We start from the raw sequence: 17,722 nt of genomic DNA, 5'->3' as shown, positions 1-17,722 counted from the left end.
GTCAGCCGGCGAATGGTGGCGGCGGGTCTGGGTGCCTAGGCTTGGGGCTGTCGTATTCCGTGTGCAACAAGCGAGAACCACCATGGCATCAACCTCCCCCTCGGCCAGCGCGCCCATGCGGGTCCTGGTATCCAGCACCTTCGCCTTCACCATCTGCTTCGCGGTATGGATGATCTTCGCGGTGCTGGGCATTCCCATCAAGACGCAGCTCGGCCTGTCCGAGACCGAATTCGGCCTGCTGGCCGCCATGCCGGTGCTGACCGGCTCCCTGGTGCGGGTGCCGCTGGGCATCTGGACCGACCGCTACGGCGGCCGCCCGGTGTTCTTCGTGCTGATGCTGCTGGCGGTGGTGCCGATCTGGCTGCTGTCGTACGCCACCGAGTACTGGCAGTTCCTGGTGCTGGCGCTGTTCGTGGGCCTGACCGGCGGCTCGTTCTCGGTCGGCACGCCCTACGTGGCGCGCTGGTTCCCGCGCAACAAGCAGGGCCTGGCCATGGGCGTGTTCGGCGCCGGCAATTCGGGCTCGGCCATCACCAAGTTCGTGGCGCCGGCGCTGATCGCCGCCGCCGGCGGCGCCTGGGTGATCGTGCCGCAGGTGTACGCGGTGGCCTTGCTGGTGACGGCGATTCTGTTCTGGCTGTTCTCGGCCTCCGACCCGTCGCACCGGGTGGCCGGCGGCGCGTCGCTGCGCGCCCAGTTCGCGATGCTCAAGGATCCGCGCGTGTGGCGTTACTGCCAGTATTACTCGGTGGTGTTCGGCGGCTACGTGGCGCTGGCGCTCTGGATGACCAAGTACTACATCGGCGAATACGGCTTCGACATGAAGCTGGCGGCGCTGCTGGCCGCGTGCTTCTCGCTGCCGGGCGGCGTGCTGCGCGCCATGGGCGGCTGGATTTCCGACCGCTACGGCGCCTACAAGACCACCTGGTGGGTGATGTGGGTGTGCTGGGTGGCGTTCTTCATCCTGAGCTATCCGCAGACCCACTTCACCGTCATGACCACCGGCGGCCCGCGTCAGTTCGACATCGCCCTGGGCCCCACCAGCTTCACGATCCTGCTGTTCATCGTCGGCATCGCCATGGCGATCGGCAAGGCCTCGGTCTTCAAGTTCATCTCGGATGAGTTCGGCGAGAACATCGGCGCCGTCTCCGGCATCGTCGGCCTGGCCGGCGGGCTGGGCGGCTTTGTCCTGCCGATCCTGTTCGGTGTGCTGCTGGACCTGACCGGCGTGCGTTCCAGCGCCTTCATGCTGCTGTACGGCACGGTCTGCGTTTCGCTCATCTTCATGCACTTCAGTTTCCGGCCCGAAAGCGCCGCCACCGCGCGGCGCCAAGCCGCCTGACCCCCGACCCAACCGGAGAATCCTATGTCTTCCCATGTCCTGGCGCGCTGGGAGCCGGAGAATCCCGGCTTCTGGCAACAGACCGGCGCCCGCATCGCCAACCGCAACCTGTGGATTTCCATTCCCGCGCTGATGCTGGCGTTCAGCATCTGGATGCTGTGGAGCGTGGTGGTGGTCAACCTCGACCGCGCCGGCTTCATGCTGTCCAAGAACCAGATGTTCTGGCTGACGGCGCTGCCGGCGCTGTCCGGCGCCACGTTGCGCATTTTCTATTCGTTCCTGGTGCCGGTGTTCGGCGGCCGCAAATGGACCGCGATCTCGACCGCCTCGCTGCTGATCCCGGCGCTGGGCATGGGCTTCGCGCTGCGCGACCCGGGCACCTCGTTCCCGACGCTGCTGGTGCTGGCGCTGCTGTGCGGCCTGGGGGGCGGCAACTTCAGTTCCAGCATGGCCAACATCAGCTTCTTCTTTCCCAAGGAAAAGAAGGGCCTGGCCACCGGCCTGAACGCCGGCATCGGCAACCTGGGCGTGTCGCTGGTGCAGTTCGTGGTGCCGGTGGTGATCTCGATGGGCGTGTTCGGCGCCCTGGGCGGCGAGCCGCAGACCATCACGGCCGGCGGCGCGCAGCGCAGCCTGTGGCTGCAGAACGCCGGCTTCATCTGGGTCATTCCCATCGCGCTGGCCTCGCTGGCGGCGTGGTTCGGCATGAACGACATCGCCGACGCGCGCGCCTCGTTCGCCGACCAGGCGGTGATCTTCAAGCGCAAGCACAACTGGCTGATGTGCTGGCTGTACGTTGGTACGTTCGGTTCCTTCATCGGTTTCTCGGCCGGCTTCGCCATGCTGACCAAGACGCTGTTTCCGCAGGTCGATCCCACCACCTACGCCTTCCTGGGCCCGCTGGTCGGATCGCTGACCCGGCCGGTGGGTGGCTGGGTCTCGGACAAGCTGGGCGGCGCCCGCGTCACGCTGTTCACCTTCCTGGGCATGATCGCCGCGGTGCTGGGCGTGGTGCTGTTCCTGCCGCTGAACGGGCAGGGCGGCGATTTCAATGGCTTTCTGGCCATGTTCATCGTGCTGTTCGCGCTGACCGGGGTCGGCAACGGCTCGACCTTCCGCATGATCCCGGTGATCTTCCTGCGCGAACGCACCCAGGCCGCGCAAGGCAAGGGCGAGGCCGCCCAGAAGCAGGCGCTGACCGACGCGGCGCGCGAATCGGCCGCGGTGCTGGGCTTTTCCGGCGCCATCGGCGCCTATGGCGGCTTTTTCATCCCGCGCAGTTTCGGCACCTCGCTGGAACTGACCGGCAGCGCCCAGGCGGCCCTGTATTGCTTCATCGGCTTCTACGCCACCTGCGTGGTGATCACCTGGTGGTACTACGCGCGCCGCAACGCGCCGGTGCCCTGCTGAGGCCGGGTCCGCCGGGGTGACTAGTCACTCTGCCGCGCCCGCCCTGTGCCACCGGCGAATGGTCGGCCGGGCGGGCGAACACTAAAGTGATTTTGACAGCACAGATTGCAGTACGCGCCGGCCGGGCCGGCGCTCTTGGAGAAACGCAATGAGTCATTTTCTTGACCGGTTGAAGTTCATGTCGCGGGTGAAATCCACCTACGCGGACGGTCACGGCGAAGTGGTCAATGAAGACCGCAAGTGGGAAAACGCCTATCGCGCCCGCTGGCAGCACGACAAGGTGGTGCGCTCGACCCATGGGGTCAACTGCACCGGCTCGTGCTCGTGGAAGGTGTACGTCAAGAACGGCCTGATCACCTGGGAAACCCAGCAGACCGACTACCCGCGCACCCGTCCGGACCTGCCCAACCACGAGCCGCGCGGCTGTCCGCGGGGCGCGTCCTACAGCTGGTATGTCTATTCGGCGCAGCGCGTGAAGTACCCGATGATGCGCGGCCGCCTGATGCAAATGTGGCGCGAGGCGCGCAAGACCATGGACCCGATCGCGGCCTGGGAATGGATCAGCCAGGACCCGGCGCGCGCCAAGCGCTACAAGTCGGTGCGCGGCCTGGGCGGCTTCGTGCGCACGGACTGGGACACGGCCACCGAGATGATCGCCGCCGCCAACGCCTACACCATCAAGAAGTTCGGCCCCGACCGCCTGATCGGCTTTTCGCCGATTCCCGCCATGTCGATGGTCAGCTACGCCGCCGGCGCCCGCTACCTGAGCCTCTTGGGCGGCGCCTGCCTGAGCTTCTATGACTGGTACTGCGATCTGCCGCCGGCCAGCCCGCAGATCTGGGGCGAGCAGACCGACGTGCCGGAATCGGCCGACTGGTACAACTCGACCTACCTGATGGTGTGGGGCTCGAACGTGCCGCAGACCCGTACCCCCGACGCCCACTTCTACACCGAAGTGCGCTACAAGGGCACCAAGACGGTGGCCGTGTCCAGCGACTTCGGCGAAATGGTCAAGTTCGGCGATATCTGGCTGGCGCCCAAGCAGGGCACCGACGCCGCGCTGGCGATGGCCATGGGCCACGTCATCCTCAAGGAATTCCACCTGGCGGGCGCCTCGGCCTACTTCCGCGACTACGTGCGGCGCTACACCGACATGCCGATGCTGGTGCTGCTCAAGGAGCGCGACGGCTTTTACGCGCCCGACCACTTCCTGCGCGCCTCGCAGTTGGACGGCGCGCTGGGCGAGCAAAACAACCCCGACTGGAAGACGCTGGTGTTCGACGAAACCAGCGGCGACCTGGTGGCGCCCAACGGCAGCATCGGCTTTCGCTGGGGCGAGGGCGCGGTCAACGGCGGCGAGAAGGTCGGCCGCTGGAACCTGGAAGCGCGCGACGGCGGCAGCGGCCGCGACATCGAGCCGCGCCTGAGCCTGGCGGACGGCGCCGATGCCGTGGTCGGCGTGGGCTTCCCGTACTTCGGCGCCGAGCACGATGAAGTGTTGGTGCGCAACGTGCCGGCGCGCCGCATCCGCCTGGCCGACGGCAGCGAGGCGCTGGTAGCCACGGTGTACGACCTGCAGATGGCCAACTACGGCCTGGACCGCGGCCTGGGCGGTGGCAACGTGGCCACGTCCTATGACGACGACGTGCCCTACACCCCGGCCTGGCAGGAAAAGCACACCGGCGTGCCGCGCGCGCAGGTGATCCAGGTGGCGCGCGAGTTCGCCCAGAACGCCCACGATACCGAAGGCAAGTCGATGGTGATCGTCGGCGCCGGCCTGAACCACTGGTATCACATGGACATGATCTACCGCGGCATCATCAACATGCTGATGATGTGCGGCTGCGTCGGCAAGAGCGGCGGCGGCTGGGCCCACTACGTGGGCCAGGAAAAGCTGCGGCCGCAGTTCGGCTGGGCGCCGCTGGCGTTCGCGGCCGACTGGGTGCGCCCGCCGCGCCAGATGAACGGCACCTCGTTCTTCTACGCCCACACCAGCCAGTGGCGCCATGAAAAGCTGAACGTGCAGGAAGTGCTGGGCCCGACCGCCGACCGCGGCCGCTACGGCGACCTCAGCATGATCGACCTGAACGCCCGCGCCGAGCGCATGGGCTGGCTGCCGTCGGCGCCGCAACTGCGCACCAACCCGCTGGACCTGACCGCGCAGGCCGAAGCCGCTGGCAAGGACCCGGTGGCGCACGCGGTCGAGCGGCTCAAGTCGGGCGAATTGCGCATGTCCTGCGAAGATCCGGACGACCCCGCCAACTTCCCGCGCAACATGTTTGTGTGGCGCTCGAACATCCTGGGCTCCAGCGGCAAGGGCCACGAGTACTTCCTGAAGTACCTGCTGGGCACGCAGAACGCCGTATTCGGCGACGAGGGCGACGCCATCAAGCCGGTCGAGGTCAACTACCAGGAAGACGCGGCCGAGGGCAAGCTCGACCTGCTGACGGTGCTGGACTTCCGCATGAGCACCACCTGCCTGTACGGCGACATCGTGCTGCCGACGGCCACCTGGTACGAAAAGGACGACCTCAACACCTCCGACATGCACCCCTTCATCCATCCCTTGAGCGAAGCCGTGCAGCCGCTCTGGGAAAGCAAGACCGACTGGGAGATCTACAAGCTGCTGGCCAGGAAGTTCAGCGACATCGGCGGCCCCTACCTGGGCAAGCGCCGCGACCTGGTGCTGACCCCGCTGATGCACGACACCCCGGGGGAACTGGGGCAGGCCTTCGAACCCAAGGACTGGAAGCTGGGCGAATGCGACCTGGTGCCGGGCAAGACCGCGCCCAACATGACGGTGGTCGAGCGCGACTACAACGACATCTACCGCAAGTTCACCTCGGTCGGGCCGCTGCTGGACAAGCTGGGCAACGGCGGCAAGGGCATCAACTGGAACACCGAGCATGAAGTCGGCGAACTGGGCGGCATCAACGACCGCGTCACCGAGCCCGGCGTGAGCCAGGGCCGGCCGCGGCTGGACAGCGCCATCGACGCCGCCGAAATGATCCTGACCTTCGCGCCCGAGACCAACGGCCACGTGTCGGTCAAGGCCTGGGAAGCGCTGGGCAAGGTCACCGGGCGCGACCACACCCACCTGGCGCTGGGCCGCGAACACGACAAGATCCGCTTCCGCGACATCCAGGCGCAGCCGCGCAAGATCATTTCGGCGCCGACCTGGTCGGGCCTGGAAAGCGAAGAGGTCAGCTACAACGCCGGCTACACCAATGTGCACGAGCTGATCCCCTGGCGCACCCTGACCGGCCGCCAGCAGTTCTACCAGGACCACCGCTGGATGCTGGACTTCGGCGAAGGCTCGTGCGTGTACAAGCCGGCCATCGACACCAAGACCGTCGCGCCGATGCTGGGCCGCTATCCCAACGGCGAAAAGGAACTGGTGCTGAACTGGATCACCCCGCACCAGAAGTGGGGCATCCACAGCACCTATTCCGACAACCTGCGCATGCTGACCCTGAGCCGCGGCGGCCCCCACGTGTGGGTGTCCGAGGCCGAGGCCAAGCAGGCCGGGCTGGTCGACAACGACTGGGTCGAGGTGTTCAACGTCAACGGCACGCTGACCGCGCGGGTGGTGGTGAGCCAGCGCGTGCCGGTCGGCATGTGCCTGATGTACCACGCCCAGGAAAAGATCGTGAACGTGCCGGGCGCGGAAACCAGCGGCAAGCGCGGCGGCATCCACAACTCGGTGACGCGCACCGTGCTGAAACCCACGCACATGATCGGCGGCTACGCCCAGCAGGCCTACGGCTTCAACTACTACGGCACCGTGGGCGCCAACCGCGATGAATTCGTGGTGCTGCGCAAGATGAAGAAAGTGGACTGGCTGGAAGGCCCGCTGGTCGAAGACCCCGCCGTCCAAACGCAACAGGAAGAGAAGCAATCATGAGGATACGCGCCCAAATCGGCATGGTGCTGAATCTGGACAAGTGCATCGGCTGCCACACTTGCTCGGTCACCTGCAAGAACGTCTGGACCAGCCGCGACGGCGTCGAGTACGCCTGGTTCAACAACGTCGAGACCAAGCCCGGCATCGGCTATCCCAAGGAATGGGAGAACCAGCAGAAGTGGCAGGGCGGCTGGCGCCGCACGGCGGCCGGCAAGCTGGAACCGCGCCAGGGCGGCAAGCTGCGCATCCTGGCCAACCTGTTCGCCAACCCCAACCTGCCGCAGATCGACGACTACTACGAGCCGTTCACCTTCGACTACGAACACCTGAAGAACGCGCCGCTGTCGCAGACGCCGCCCACCGCGCGCCCGGTGTCGGTGCTGACCGGCCAGAAGATGGACAAGATCGAATGGGGCCCGAACTGGGAAGACGACCTGGGCGGCGAATTCGCCGCGCGCAGCCGCGATGCGCTGTTCGAAGGCGTGCAGAAGGAGATGTACTCGACCTTCGAGAACACCTTCATGATGTACCTGCCGCGCCTGTGCGAACACTGCCTGAACCCGGCCTGTGTCGCCAGTTGCCCGTCGGGCTCGATCTACAAGCGCGAGGACGACGGCATCGTGCTGGTCGACCAGGACAAGTGCCGCGGCTGGCGCATGTGCATCTCGGGCTGCCCGTACAAGAAGATCTACTACAACTGGCACAGCGGCAAGGCCGAGAAGTGCACCTTCTGCTATCCGCGCATCGAGGCCGGCCAGCCGACCGTGTGCTCGGAGACCTGCGTCGGCCGCATCCGCTACCTGGGCGTGATGCTGTACGACGCCGACCAGATCGAACGCGCCGCCGCCGTCGGCAACGAGCAGGACCTGTACGAGTCGCAGCTCGACCTGTTCCTGGACCCGCATTCGCCCGAGGTGATCGCCGCCGCGCGCGAGCAGGGCATCCCGGAATCGTGGCTGGAAGCCGCGCGCCAGTCGCCGGTCTACAAGATGGCGGTGCAGTGGCGCGTCGCCTTCCCGCTGCATCCGGAGTACCGCACGCTGCCGATGGTCTGGTACATCCCGCCGCTGTCGCCGATCCAGACCGCCGCCGAGGCCGGCAAGATGCCGCAGCGCACGCTGGGCAAGCGCGCCATGATCCCGGACGTGGCCAGCCTGCGCATTCCGGTGCGCTACCTGGCCAACCTGCTGACGGCGGGCAAGGAAGCGCCGGTGCTGCAGGCGCTGGAACGGATGCTGGCGATGCGCGCCTACAAGCGCGCCGAGACCGTGCACGGCGAACGCGACACGGATCTGCTGCAGCAGGTCGGCCTGTCCGAGGAAACCGTGCAGGACATGTACCGCATCATGGCCATCGCCAACTACGAGGACCGCTTCGTGGTGCCCAGCAGCCACAAGGAGATCGTCGAGGACAGCTTCAACGAGAAGGGCAGCTGCGGCTTCACCTTCGGCAACGGCTGCTCGGGCGGCGTCTCGGAAGGCACGCTGTTCGGCCGCAAGCCGCAGGGCAGCGAGATCTTCATCGAGATGCCGAAGTCGCGCAAGAAGGCCGCGGCCTGAGACGGGAGAACAACATGAGCCTTTATCGCCTGCTTTCCGCGCTGCTCTGCTACCCCGAGCAGGAGCTGCTGGACGCCCTGACCGAGGTCGAGACCGCGCTGGCCGATCATCCCGACGCCGAGGAAACCCTGCAACCGTTGATCGGCCACTTGGCCAGCCAGGACCTGATCGCGCTGCAAGAGGCCTACGTCGCCACCTTCGACCGCAACCGCGCCCATTCGCTGCACCTGTTCGAACATGTGCATGGCGAAAGCCGCGACCGCGGCCAGGCCATGGTCGATCTGCTGGAAACCTACCGCCAGCACGGCTTCGAGCCGGTGGTGTCGGAACTGCCGGACCACGTGCCGCTGTTCCTGGAGTTCCTGGGCGTGATCGACCCGGCCGTGGCGCAGGACCTGCTGGACGAGGCCATCCATGTGCTGGCCGCCATCGGCGCGCGGCTGGCGCGCAACGACAGCCCCTACGCCAGCGTCTTCGTAGTGCTGCGCGGCCTGTCGCGGGTCACGCCGCGCGAACAGACCGCGCCGCCGGTGCGCGACATGGACGAAGCCATGGCGACCTTCGGCCCCGGCGCCGACGGCGTCGAGCCGCTGCTGCGGCCGTTCTCGGGCGACGGCGCGCAGACCGTGCGCTTCTATCCCCGCGCGCCCGCGGCCCGCTAACTTCCAGGACACGCATCATGAATTCCCTGAACCAGTTCTTCTTCGGCATCTATCCCTACATCGCCCTGACGGTGTTCCTGCTGGGCAGCCTGGCGCGCTTCGAGCGCGAGCAGTACACCTGGAAGTCCGACAGCTCGCAGTTGCTGCATCGCGGCCAACTGCGGCTGGGCAACATCCTGTTCCATGTCGGCATCCTGGGGCTGTTCTTCGGCCACCTGGTGGGCCTGCTGACTCCGGTGGTGGTGTGGGACACGCTGGGCGTGTCGCATACGCTCAAGCAGACGGTCGCCATGGTGGCCGGCGGCATCATGGGCGGGCTGTGTCTGATCGGCCTCCTGATCCTGATCCACCGCCGCCTGAGCGATCCGCGCATCCGCAAGACCACCCGGCCCGGCGACAAGCTGTTGCTCGCGTGGATCCTGGTGACGCTGCTGCTGGGCCTGTCCACCATCGCGCTGTCGGCCGGCCACATGGACGGCGAGATGATGGTGCGCCTGATGCACTGGGCGCAATACATCATTACCTTCCGCAGCGGCGCCGCCGACTTCGTGGCCGACGTGCCGCCACTGTTCAAGGCGCACCTGTTCATGGGCCTGACCCTGTTCCTGATCTTCCCGTTCACGCGCCTGGTGCACGTCTGGAGCGGCTTCGCCTCGGTCGGCTACCTGGGCCGCGCCTGGCAACTGGTGCGGCCGCGCTGAACGAGCCGGAGGTCGACATGCCTGTGACCATCAATGGCGTCGAACTGACCGACGCCGACATGCAACAAGAACTGCCGCGGCACGCCGGCGCGGCCAACCCGATGCGGGCCGCCACCACGGCGCTGGTGCTGCGCCGAGTGCTGCTGGACGAGGCGGCGCGGCTGGGGTTGGGGCCGGCGCCGGACCCCGATTCGGAAGACGCGGCCATCGGCGCCTTGCTGGAACGCCTGGCGCCGGCGCCGGAGGCCGACGAGGCGGCCTGCCGCCGCTATTACCAGGCCAATCCGCAGCGCTTCATCGTTGGCGAGCTGGTCGAGGCCGACCACATCCTGTTCCAGGTCACCCCGGGGGTGAACCTGGACGCGCTGCGGGCGCACGCCGGCGCCGTGCTGGCCGACTTGCTGGCGGACCCCTCGGGCTTCGCCGAGGTGGCGCGGCGGCAGTCGAACTGCCCGTCGGCGGCGGTGGGCGGCAACCTGGGGCAATTGGGACGCGGCGACACCGTGCCGGAGTTCGAGACGGCGGTGTTCGCCTTGCCGGCCGGCGGCCTGCTGCCGCGGGTGCTGGAAAGCCGCCACGGCCTGCACATCGTGCGGGTCACGCGGCGCATCGAAGGCCGCCTGCTGCCGTTCGAGCAGGTGCGCGAAGCGATCGCCTCGGCGCTCACCGCCGCCAGCCGCGACACCGCCTGGCGCCAGTATGCCCGGCTGCTGGTGGCGCGCGCCGACGTGCGCGGCATCGATCTGGGCGCGGCCGAGGACGACCGCGTGTTCGGGAGCCCGTCATGACCTGCGCGCCTGCCTTGGCGCCGGCCGCGCTGGCCCCGCCGCTCAGCGGGCGCGCCGTGCCTGCCGCGCCGCGCGGCCTGGTGGACGGCTTTGGCCGCCGCATCGACTACCTGCGGGTCTCGGTCACCGACCGCTGCGACCTGCGTTGCGGCTATTGCATGCCCAAGGGCTTCAAGGGCTTCGAAGAGCCCGCCAACTGGCTGCGCCACGACGAAATGGCGCGTCTGGTGGGTCTGTTTGCCGGCCTGGGCGTGCGCCGCGTGCGGCTGACGGGCGGCGAGCCCCTGCTGCGCCGGGGCGTGGCCGGTCTGGCCGCCGCCATCGCCGCGCTGCCGGGCGTGGCCGACCTGTCGCTGTCGACCAACGGCACCCAGTTGGCGCGTCATGCCGCGGCCTTGCGCGCGGCGGGCGTGGACCGCCTGAACATCAGCCTGGACACGCTGGACGCGGCCGAATTCGGCCGCATCACCGGCCGCGATTGCCTGGACGCGGTGCTGGCCGGGCTGCGCGCCGCGCGCGATGCCGGCTTCGCGCCGATCAAGCTCAACTGCGTGGCGCACGCCGCCACGCCCGAGGCCGAGGTGCGCCGGCTGCTGGACTACGCCCTGGCGCAGGGCTTCATTCTGCGCCTGATCGAACCGATGCCGATGGGCGATTGCGGCCGCCGCTATGCGCACGCCGACCTCGGCGCGCTGGGCGCGCGGCTGGCGGCCGCGGCCGGCCTGGTGCCGGCGCTGGCCGGGCAGGGCGGTGGGCCCGCGCGCTACTGGAGCGACGGCGGCGGCGCGCCGGTGCTGGGGGTCATCACGCCCATGTCGCGCCATTTCTGCGCCGCCTGCAACCGCGTGCGGCTGGGCGTGGACGGCACCTTGTACCTGTGCCTGGGGCAGGAAGACCAGGTGCCGCTGGGGCGGCTGCTGCGCGCGGGCGCCAGCGACGCCGAGCTGGCCCGGGCGATCCGGGCGGGCATCGCCGCCAAGCCGGAACGCCACGAATTCGGCACCCGGCCCGAGCGCATCGTGCGCTTCATGTCGCAGACGGGAGGCTGAACCATGCGTGACATCGAACGGCTGGTGGACGGTTTCCAACGCTTCCAGCATCGCTACTACGAAGCGGCGCCCTCGCTGTATCGCAACCTGCGCGATGGCCAGCACCCCAGCACGCTGCTGGTGGGCTGCTGCGATTCGCGGGTCGATCCGGCCATGCTGCTGGGCTGCGATCCGGGCGACATCTTCACCGTGCGCAACGTCGCCAACCTGGTGCCGCCGCCGGACCGCGACCAGGGCCACCACGGGGTGCTGGCCGCGATCCAGTTCGCGGTCGAGCAACTGGCGGTCAGCCGCATCATCGTGCTGGGGCATGCCCAGTGCGGCGGCATCCGCGCCCTGATGGAGCGGCCGGCGCGCGCCGACGGCGAGCCTGACTACCTGAACCGCTGGATGGATATCGCCGAGCCGGCGCGCCAGCGGGTGCTGAACCAGATGCCGGCGGCGTCGGCGGCCGACCACCGGCGCGCCTGCGAACAGGCCTCGATACTCATCTCCCTGCGCAACCTGGAGGCGCTGCCGTGCGTGCAGCGGCGCCTGCAGGCCGGGAGCCTGACCCTGCATGGCTGGTACTTCGATCTGGTGGCCGGTGCTTTGCTGGCATACTCGACCCGGGCGGACGCGTTCCTGCCCATTGTCTGTCCCTTGTTTACGGAGACCGCATGACCCCCGTTTTCGGCATTGCCGGCCGCTCAGGCAGCGGCAAGACCACCCTGATCGAGGCCATGCTGCCCTTGCTTGGCGCGCGCGGCCTGAAGGTCAGCGTCATCAAGCACAGCCATCACGATTTCGAGATGGAGCCGCCGGGCAAGGACAGCGCGCGTTTTCGCCGCGCCGGGGCGCAGGAGGTGATGGTGGCCTCGCCGTTCCGCTACGCCATCGTGCACGAGCTGCGCGGGGCGCCGGAACCGCCTTTGCTGGATCAGGTGGCGCGGTTGATGCCGGCCGACCTGGTGCTGGTGGAGGGGTTCAAGCAGGCCGCCATCCCCCGCATCGAGGTCTACCGTCCGGCGCTGGGCAAGCCGCCGCTGCACGCCGAGGACGCCAGCTTCCTGGCGATCGTGACCGACGCGGCGCTGGACACGGATCTGCCCTGCCTGCCGCTGAACGATCCGGCGGCGGTGGCCGAATTCATCGTCCACGCGGTGGTGCAGGGCTGGGTGAAAGGGCTACACTCGACCGGCTGAGCCGCGCCGCGCGCGGCCGTCCCCGGCCCCGCCGTCACGCATGCCCACCCGCAAGCCTTTCCCCATGACCCTGCCCGATCCCTCCGCCGACGCCCAGGCGCTGCCGTCGCCGCGCCACCGGCTGTCGACGCGCATCGTCGCCAGTTCGCTGCTGGCGCTGATCGTGGTGCTGGGCATGATCGGCCTGACGCTGTGGCTGTCATGGCAACTGGAAGGGGCGGGCGCGGCCATCAACGACACCGGCAGCCTGCGCATGCGCGCCAACCGGGTCGCGGTCGAGCTGATGCGGCCGCAGAGCGGGCGCCAGGCGCGCACCGAGGAACAGGTGCTGCTGATGGACGACACCATCGCCCGCCTGGCGCGCGGCAACCCGGCGCGGCCGCTGTTCATTCCCAATGACCCGCTTATCCGCCAGCACTGGCTGGGCGTGGCCGATTATTGGCGCGACATCATGCGGCCGGCGGCGATGCGCGCCATCGCCCGCCAGGACGCCGCCGAATACCTCGAAACGCTGCCTGATTTCGTCGCCCGCGCCGACGAGCTGGTGCGCATGATCGAACAGGACAACGCCGGCAAGACCACCTCGCTGCGGCTGTCGCAGGGCGTGCTGGCGGCCATCGCCAGCGCCGGCACCCTGGCCATGATCTACCTGCTTTACCTGTGGATCATCGCGCCGGTGCTGCGCCTGCGCGACGGCCTGCAACGCATGGCGGCGCGCGAGTTCAGCACCCGCCTGCCGGTCGAGAGCCAGGACGAATTCGGCGTGCTGGCGCGCGGCTTTAACCGCATGGCCGACGAATTGCAAAGCCTGTACACCGGCCTGGAACAGCGCGTGGGCGAGAAGACCGCGCAGTTGGCGGCGCAGAACCGCGACATCGGCGCGCTCTACGACATGGCGGCGTTCCTGAACCAGCCCAACGACATCGAGGCGATGTGCCAGGGCTTTCTGCGCCGCGTGATGTTGCAGTTCGACGCCGAGGGCGGCAGCATCCGCGCCCTCGACCCCGACAACGACAAGCTGAACCTGGTGGTGTCGGTCGGGCTGTCCGAGGCGCTGGTCGAGTCCGAGCATTGCATGCAGGTCGATGACTGCTATTGCGGCGTGGCCACCCGCCAGGCCGGCGTCGTCGTCATCCAGGACCTGCGCCAGGCGCCGTCGCAGCCCGACCTGAACTGCCAGCGCGACGGCTTCGCCAGCGTGGCGGTGTTCCGCATCGTCACGCGCGACGAGGTGCTGGGCTCGTATTCGCTGCATTTCCGCGAGCCGCGCAAGCTGGCCGCGTCCGAGTCGCAACTGCTGGAGACCCTGGGGCAGCACCTGGGGGTGGCGCTGGACAACCGCCGTCTCGGTGCCCAGGCGCGTCAGCTCGCGGTGGTGCAGGAGCGCGGCCTGGTGGCGCAGGGCCTGCACGACAGCCTGGCGCAGGGCCTGAACTTCCTGAACCTGCAATTGCAGTTGCTGGAGGCGGCGGTCAGGCGCGGCGACCAGGCCGAGGTCGAGGAGATCCTGCCGCTGCTGCGCACCGGCGTTGACGAAAGCTACAAGGATGTGCGCGAGCTGCTGACCAACTTTCGCGACAAGCTCGGGCAGGGCGACCTGAAAACCGCCATCGAAGACACGGTCGCGCGGTTCCGCCGCCAGACCGGCGTGCACACCGAGCTGGCCTTCAGCCAGGGCGTGGGCGCGCCGTTGGCGCCGGAGCAGCAATTGCAGGTGCTGTTCATCCTGCAGGAAGCCCTGTCCAACGTGCGCAAGCACTCCGAGGCCGACCGGGTCGACGTGGTGGTGCGCAACGACCGCGATTTCAACCTGCTGATCGCCGACAACGGCCAGGGCTACGACGCGGACGAAGTGGCGCGGCGCGGCGAGGCCCACATCGGCCTGCACATCATGCGCGAACGCGCCGCCCGCATGCATGCGTTGATTACAATGAAGTCCCGGCCCGGCGGCGGCACGCGCATCGCGCTGACGCTGCCCGGCGCCGAACGCCAGGCCGCCTGACCCCTGCCACATCATGCCCATCCGTATCCTGCTCGTCGACGACCACACCCTGTTCCGCTCGGGGATGCGCCTGTTGCTGCAGCGCCAGCCCGATTTCGAGGTGGTGGCCGAGGCCGGCGACGGCGTCGAAGGCCTCAAGCGCGCCAAGGAGCTCAAGCCCGACGTGGTGCTGCTGGATCTGAACATGCCGGGCCTTTCCGGCCTGGAAACGCTGCAATTGCTGACGCAGGACCTGCCGTCCTGTGCGGTCATCATCCTGACCGTCTCGGAAGAGGCCGACGAACTCGGCCAGGCGCTGCGCGATGGCGCGCGCGGCTATCTGCTCAAGAACATCGACGCCGAGGCCCTGACCACCGCCATTCGCCGCGCCGCCGGCGGCGAGCCGGTGATCGCCGACAGCATGACGGCCAAGCTGGTGGCGCAATTCCGCGACCAGGCCAACCTGGCGGCGCAGGCGCCGGCCGGGCAGGCCGAGCGCCATCGGCTGACCGCGCGCGAGCGCCAGATCGTGCAGTGCCTGGCGCGCGGCGCCAGCAACAAGGTCATCGCGCGCGAGCTGGACGTCAGCGAAAGCACGGTCAAGATCCACGTGCAGAACGTGCTCAAGAAACTCAACCTGACCAGCCGCGTGCAGGTGGCGGTCTACGCGGTCGAGCACGGGCTGCACGGCGACGATCCGGTCTGAGCGCGCGGCGCGGGCGCGCCGCCGCCGGCCGGTTTGATCTGCGACAAGGCCGGCGGCGGCCCCCGCGCCTAGACTGGCCGGCATGCAAAACCGAACCACACCCCTGGAACTGGTGGCGCCGGCTGGCAGCCTGGCCGCGCTGAAGGCGGCGGTCGAGGCAGGCGCGGACACCGTCTACCTGGGCTTGAAGAACGCCACCAACGCCCGCAACTTCGCCGGGCTCAATTTCACCGAAAACGACATCCGCGCCGGCGTCGACCTGGCGCACAGCCGCGGCCGCAAGGTGCTGTTCGCCATCAACACCTTCGTGCAGGCCGGGCGCGGCCAGGAATGGCGCCAGGCGGTCGATGCCGCGCACGCGCTGGGCGCGGACGCGGTCATCATGGCCGACGCCGGCCTGCTGGCCTACGCCCGCGACCGCTACCCGGACCTGCGCCTGCACCTGTCGGTGCAGGGCTCGGCCACCCACGCCGACGCCATCGAGCTGATGAAGGAGCAATTCGGCATCCAGCGCGTGGTGCTGCCGCGCGTGCTGACCCTGGCCGAGATCGCTCGCATCTGCGCCAACGTCAGCGTCGAGGTCGAGGTGTTCGGCTTCGGCAGCCTGTGCGTCATGGCCGAGGGCCGCTGCCTGCTGTCGTCGTACGCCACCGGTGACTCGCCCAACAACAAGGGCGTCTGCTCGCCTGCCGGCGCGGTGCGCTGGGTCGAGCAGGACGGCCGCCTGGACGCGCGCCTGAACGGCATCCTGATCGACCGCTACGCGCCGGGCGAGGCCGCGGCCTATCCGACCCTGTGCAAGGGCCGCTTCGAGGTCGACGGCCACGCCGATCACGCGCTGGAGGAACCCACCAGCCTGAACGCCATCGGCCTGCTGCCCAAGCTGGCCGCGATGGGCGTGGCGGCCATCAAGATCGAAGGGCGCCAGCGCAGCCCGGCCTATGTCACGCAGGTGGTGTCCACCTTGCGCGCCGCGCTCGACAGCGCCCACACCGATCCCAATCGCTATTCTCCCCGTCCCGAATGGAACGCCATGCTGGCGCGCCATGCCGAGGGTTCCCAAGTCACGCAAGGCGCATTCGAACGTCCATGGAAATGAAACCCCAGGCTTTCCGCATTTCGGTCGGCCCGCTGATGTATTACTGGCCGCGCCAGCGCACGCTGGCGTTCTACGCGGAACTGGCCGACAGCCCGGCCGACATCCTCTATATCGGCGAAACCGTCTGCAGCCGGCGCCACGAACTGCGCGCCGACGACTGGCTCGACCTGGCGCGCGACCTCGCGGCCACCGGCAAGGAAGTGGTGCTGTCCGGCCGCACCCTGATCGAAACCGGCGCCGAGGCCTCGGCCTTGCGGCGCCTGTGCGAACAGACGGACTTCCAGGTCGAGGCCGGCGAGGCCGGCGCCCTGCGCCATCTGGGCGGGCGGCCCTTCGTGGCCGGCCCGCACATGAACGCCTACCATGGCGGCACGCTGGAATGGCTGGCCGCGCGCGGCGCGACCCGCTTCGTCGCGCCGCTGGAAATGCACGTCAACACGCTGGCGCGGCTGCTGGCCGAGCGGCCGGCGGGCTTGCAGGCCGAGGTCATGGTGTGGGGCCGCATGGCCCTGGCGTTCTCGGCGCGCTGCTTCACCGCGCGCCATTTCCGCCTGAAGAAGGACGATTGCGGCTTTCGCTGCATCGAGCATCCGGACGGGCTGGACATGCGCACCCGCGAATCGCAGGAGTTCCTCGCCATCAACGGCATCCAGGTGCAGTCGGCCGCCTGTCTCGACCTGCTGGATCAGGCGGCCCACCTGGCGGACATGGGCGCCGACGTGCTGCGCGTCAGCCCGCAATCGGCCGGCACGCTGGACGCCATCGCCGCGCTCGACGCGGTGCGCGGCGGCCGCGCCCCGCAAACGGTGAAGCCGCCGGCGGGCATCGGTCGCTGCAACGGTTACTTCCACGGCCAGTCCGGCATCGCCTGGCAGGAGGGGCGATGAACGCCCGCCAATCCGTCGTGCCCGGCCTGGTGGCGCGTTTGGGCCGGCGCCTGCCGGCGCCGCTGGTGGCGCTGCACTTTGTCGCCGGGCTGGAGGTGGCGCGGCGCCTGAACTGGCTCAGTCCGCCGCCGGAGCTGGAGGGCCGCAGCTTCGCCATCACCATCGAGGATCTCGGCCTGTGCAGCCGCTTCACGGTGCGCGGCGGGGTCTTTCGGCCGCTGTGGAACCGCGCGGCCTGCGAGCTCGAACTGGGCGCCGGGGTGGCCGAGCTGCTGGCGCTGATACGCGGCGAAACCGACGCCGATACCCTGTTCTTCCAACGCCGCCTGCGCATCGCGGGCGATACCGAGCTGGGCCTGATCGTCAAGAACTGGCTGGACGCGGCGCCACGGCCGGCATGGCTGGCGCGGCTGGGCGCCGGCGGCCGGTAGGCGTCGGCTCGTCCGGCGC

The 17,722-nt window shown here is 68.8% G+C and carries 15 protein-coding genes; all 15 read left to right on the top strand.

The annotated features are described in order from the left end of the window. Nucleotides 1-115 precede the first annotated feature (115 nt). A complete protein-coding gene (locus tag ACN6O8_RS20975; protein WP_427993065.1) occupies nucleotides 116-1,342 on the top strand; it encodes an MFS transporter in 1,227 nt (408 codons plus the stop codon). A gap of 24 nt (nucleotides 1,343-1,366) precedes the next feature. Continuing rightward, on the top strand, nucleotides 1,367-2,752 hold the full coding sequence (locus tag ACN6O8_RS20970) for a NarK family nitrate/nitrite MFS transporter (protein ID WP_427992918.1): 1,386 nt from the start codon (nucleotides 1,367-1,369) through the stop codon (nucleotides 2,750-2,752). A gap of 148 nt (nucleotides 2,753-2,900) precedes the next feature. Next, complete coding sequence (locus ACN6O8_RS20965; protein WP_427992917.1) at nucleotides 2,901-6,656, top strand: nitrate reductase subunit alpha; 3,756 nt, start codon at nucleotides 2,901-2,903, stop codon at nucleotides 6,654-6,656. Continuing rightward, nucleotides 6,653-8,215 carry a nitrate reductase subunit beta gene (gene narH / locus ACN6O8_RS20960; RefSeq protein WP_427992916.1) on the top strand — a complete coding sequence of 521 codons (1,563 nt, stop codon included), beginning with the start codon at nucleotides 6,653-6,655 and terminating at the stop codon, nucleotides 8,213-8,215. Before ACN6O8_RS20965 ends, narH begins: the two co-directional genes overlap by 4 nt. Nucleotides 8,216-8,229: 14 nt before the next feature. Continuing rightward, on the top strand, nucleotides 8,230-8,877 hold the full coding sequence (narJ, locus tag ACN6O8_RS20955; protein ID WP_427992915.1) for a nitrate reductase molybdenum cofactor assembly chaperone: 648 nt from the start codon (nucleotides 8,230-8,232) through the stop codon (nucleotides 8,875-8,877). A 17-nt stretch (nucleotides 8,878-8,894) separates the two neighbouring features. Continuing rightward, nucleotides 8,895-9,578: a respiratory nitrate reductase subunit gamma gene (gene narI, locus ACN6O8_RS20950; RefSeq protein WP_427992914.1), complete on the top strand. Its 684-nt coding sequence runs from the start codon at nucleotides 8,895-8,897 to the stop codon at nucleotides 9,576-9,578. 17 nt (nucleotides 9,579-9,595) lie between these two features. Next, the gene (locus tag ACN6O8_RS20945) at nucleotides 9,596-10,366 is read left to right on the top strand and encodes a peptidylprolyl isomerase (protein WP_427992913.1); all 771 of its coding nucleotides are present in this window, start codon (nucleotides 9,596-9,598) and stop codon (nucleotides 10,364-10,366) included. Continuing rightward, the gene (gene moaA / locus ACN6O8_RS20940; RefSeq protein WP_427992912.1) at nucleotides 10,363-11,415 is read left to right on the top strand and encodes a GTP 3',8-cyclase MoaA; all 1,053 of its coding nucleotides are present in this window, start codon (nucleotides 10,363-10,365) and stop codon (nucleotides 11,413-11,415) included. Before ACN6O8_RS20945 ends, moaA begins: the two co-directional genes overlap by 4 nt. Nucleotides 11,416-11,418: 3 nt before the next feature. Further along, on the top strand, nucleotides 11,419-12,078 hold the full coding sequence (locus tag ACN6O8_RS20935) for a carbonic anhydrase (RefSeq protein ID WP_427992911.1): 660 nt from the start codon (nucleotides 11,419-11,421) through the stop codon (nucleotides 12,076-12,078). Next, nucleotides 12,075-12,599 (top strand): molybdopterin-guanine dinucleotide biosynthesis protein B, encoded by a 525-nt coding sequence (gene mobB, locus ACN6O8_RS20930; RefSeq protein ID WP_427992910.1) that lies wholly within the window; start codon nucleotides 12,075-12,077, stop codon nucleotides 12,597-12,599. The genes ACN6O8_RS20935 and mobB overlap by 4 nt, the downstream gene beginning before the upstream one ends. A gap of 64 nt (nucleotides 12,600-12,663) precedes the next feature. After that, nucleotides 12,664-14,601, top strand: coding sequence for a type IV pili methyl-accepting chemotaxis transducer N-terminal domain-containing protein (locus ACN6O8_RS20925; RefSeq protein ID WP_427993064.1), 1,938 nt, complete (start codon nucleotides 12,664-12,666; stop codon nucleotides 14,599-14,601). 13 nt (nucleotides 14,602-14,614) lie between these two features. Then, entirely contained in the window at nucleotides 14,615-15,286 is a 672-nt protein-coding gene (locus tag ACN6O8_RS20920) for a response regulator (RefSeq protein ID WP_427992909.1), read from the top strand. An 82-nt stretch (nucleotides 15,287-15,368) separates the two neighbouring features. Next, nucleotides 15,369-16,385, top strand: a complete 1,017-nt coding sequence (ubiU, locus tag ACN6O8_RS20915) for a ubiquinone anaerobic biosynthesis protein UbiU (RefSeq protein WP_427992908.1) — start codon at nucleotides 15,369-15,371, stop codon at nucleotides 16,383-16,385. Continuing rightward, nucleotides 16,382-17,272 carry a U32 family peptidase gene (locus ACN6O8_RS20910; RefSeq protein ID WP_427993063.1) on the top strand — a complete coding sequence of 297 codons (891 nt, stop codon included), beginning with the start codon at nucleotides 16,382-16,384 and terminating at the stop codon, nucleotides 17,270-17,272. Before ubiU ends, ACN6O8_RS20910 begins: the two co-directional genes overlap by 4 nt. After that, on the top strand, nucleotides 17,269-17,703 hold the full coding sequence (gene ubiT, locus ACN6O8_RS20905; RefSeq protein WP_427992907.1) for a ubiquinone anaerobic biosynthesis accessory factor UbiT: 435 nt from the start codon (nucleotides 17,269-17,271) through the stop codon (nucleotides 17,701-17,703). The genes ACN6O8_RS20910 and ubiT overlap by 4 nt, the downstream gene beginning before the upstream one ends. Nucleotides 17,704-17,722 lie beyond the last annotated feature (19 nt).

The organism is Achromobacter sp. (assembly GCF_050285565.1).
GTDB lineage: Bacteria > Pseudomonadota > Gammaproteobacteria > Burkholderiales > Burkholderiaceae_B > Achromobacter.
Note: the sequence above shows the minus strand (reverse complement) of the source record. Positions and strands in the feature narration are given on the sequence as shown.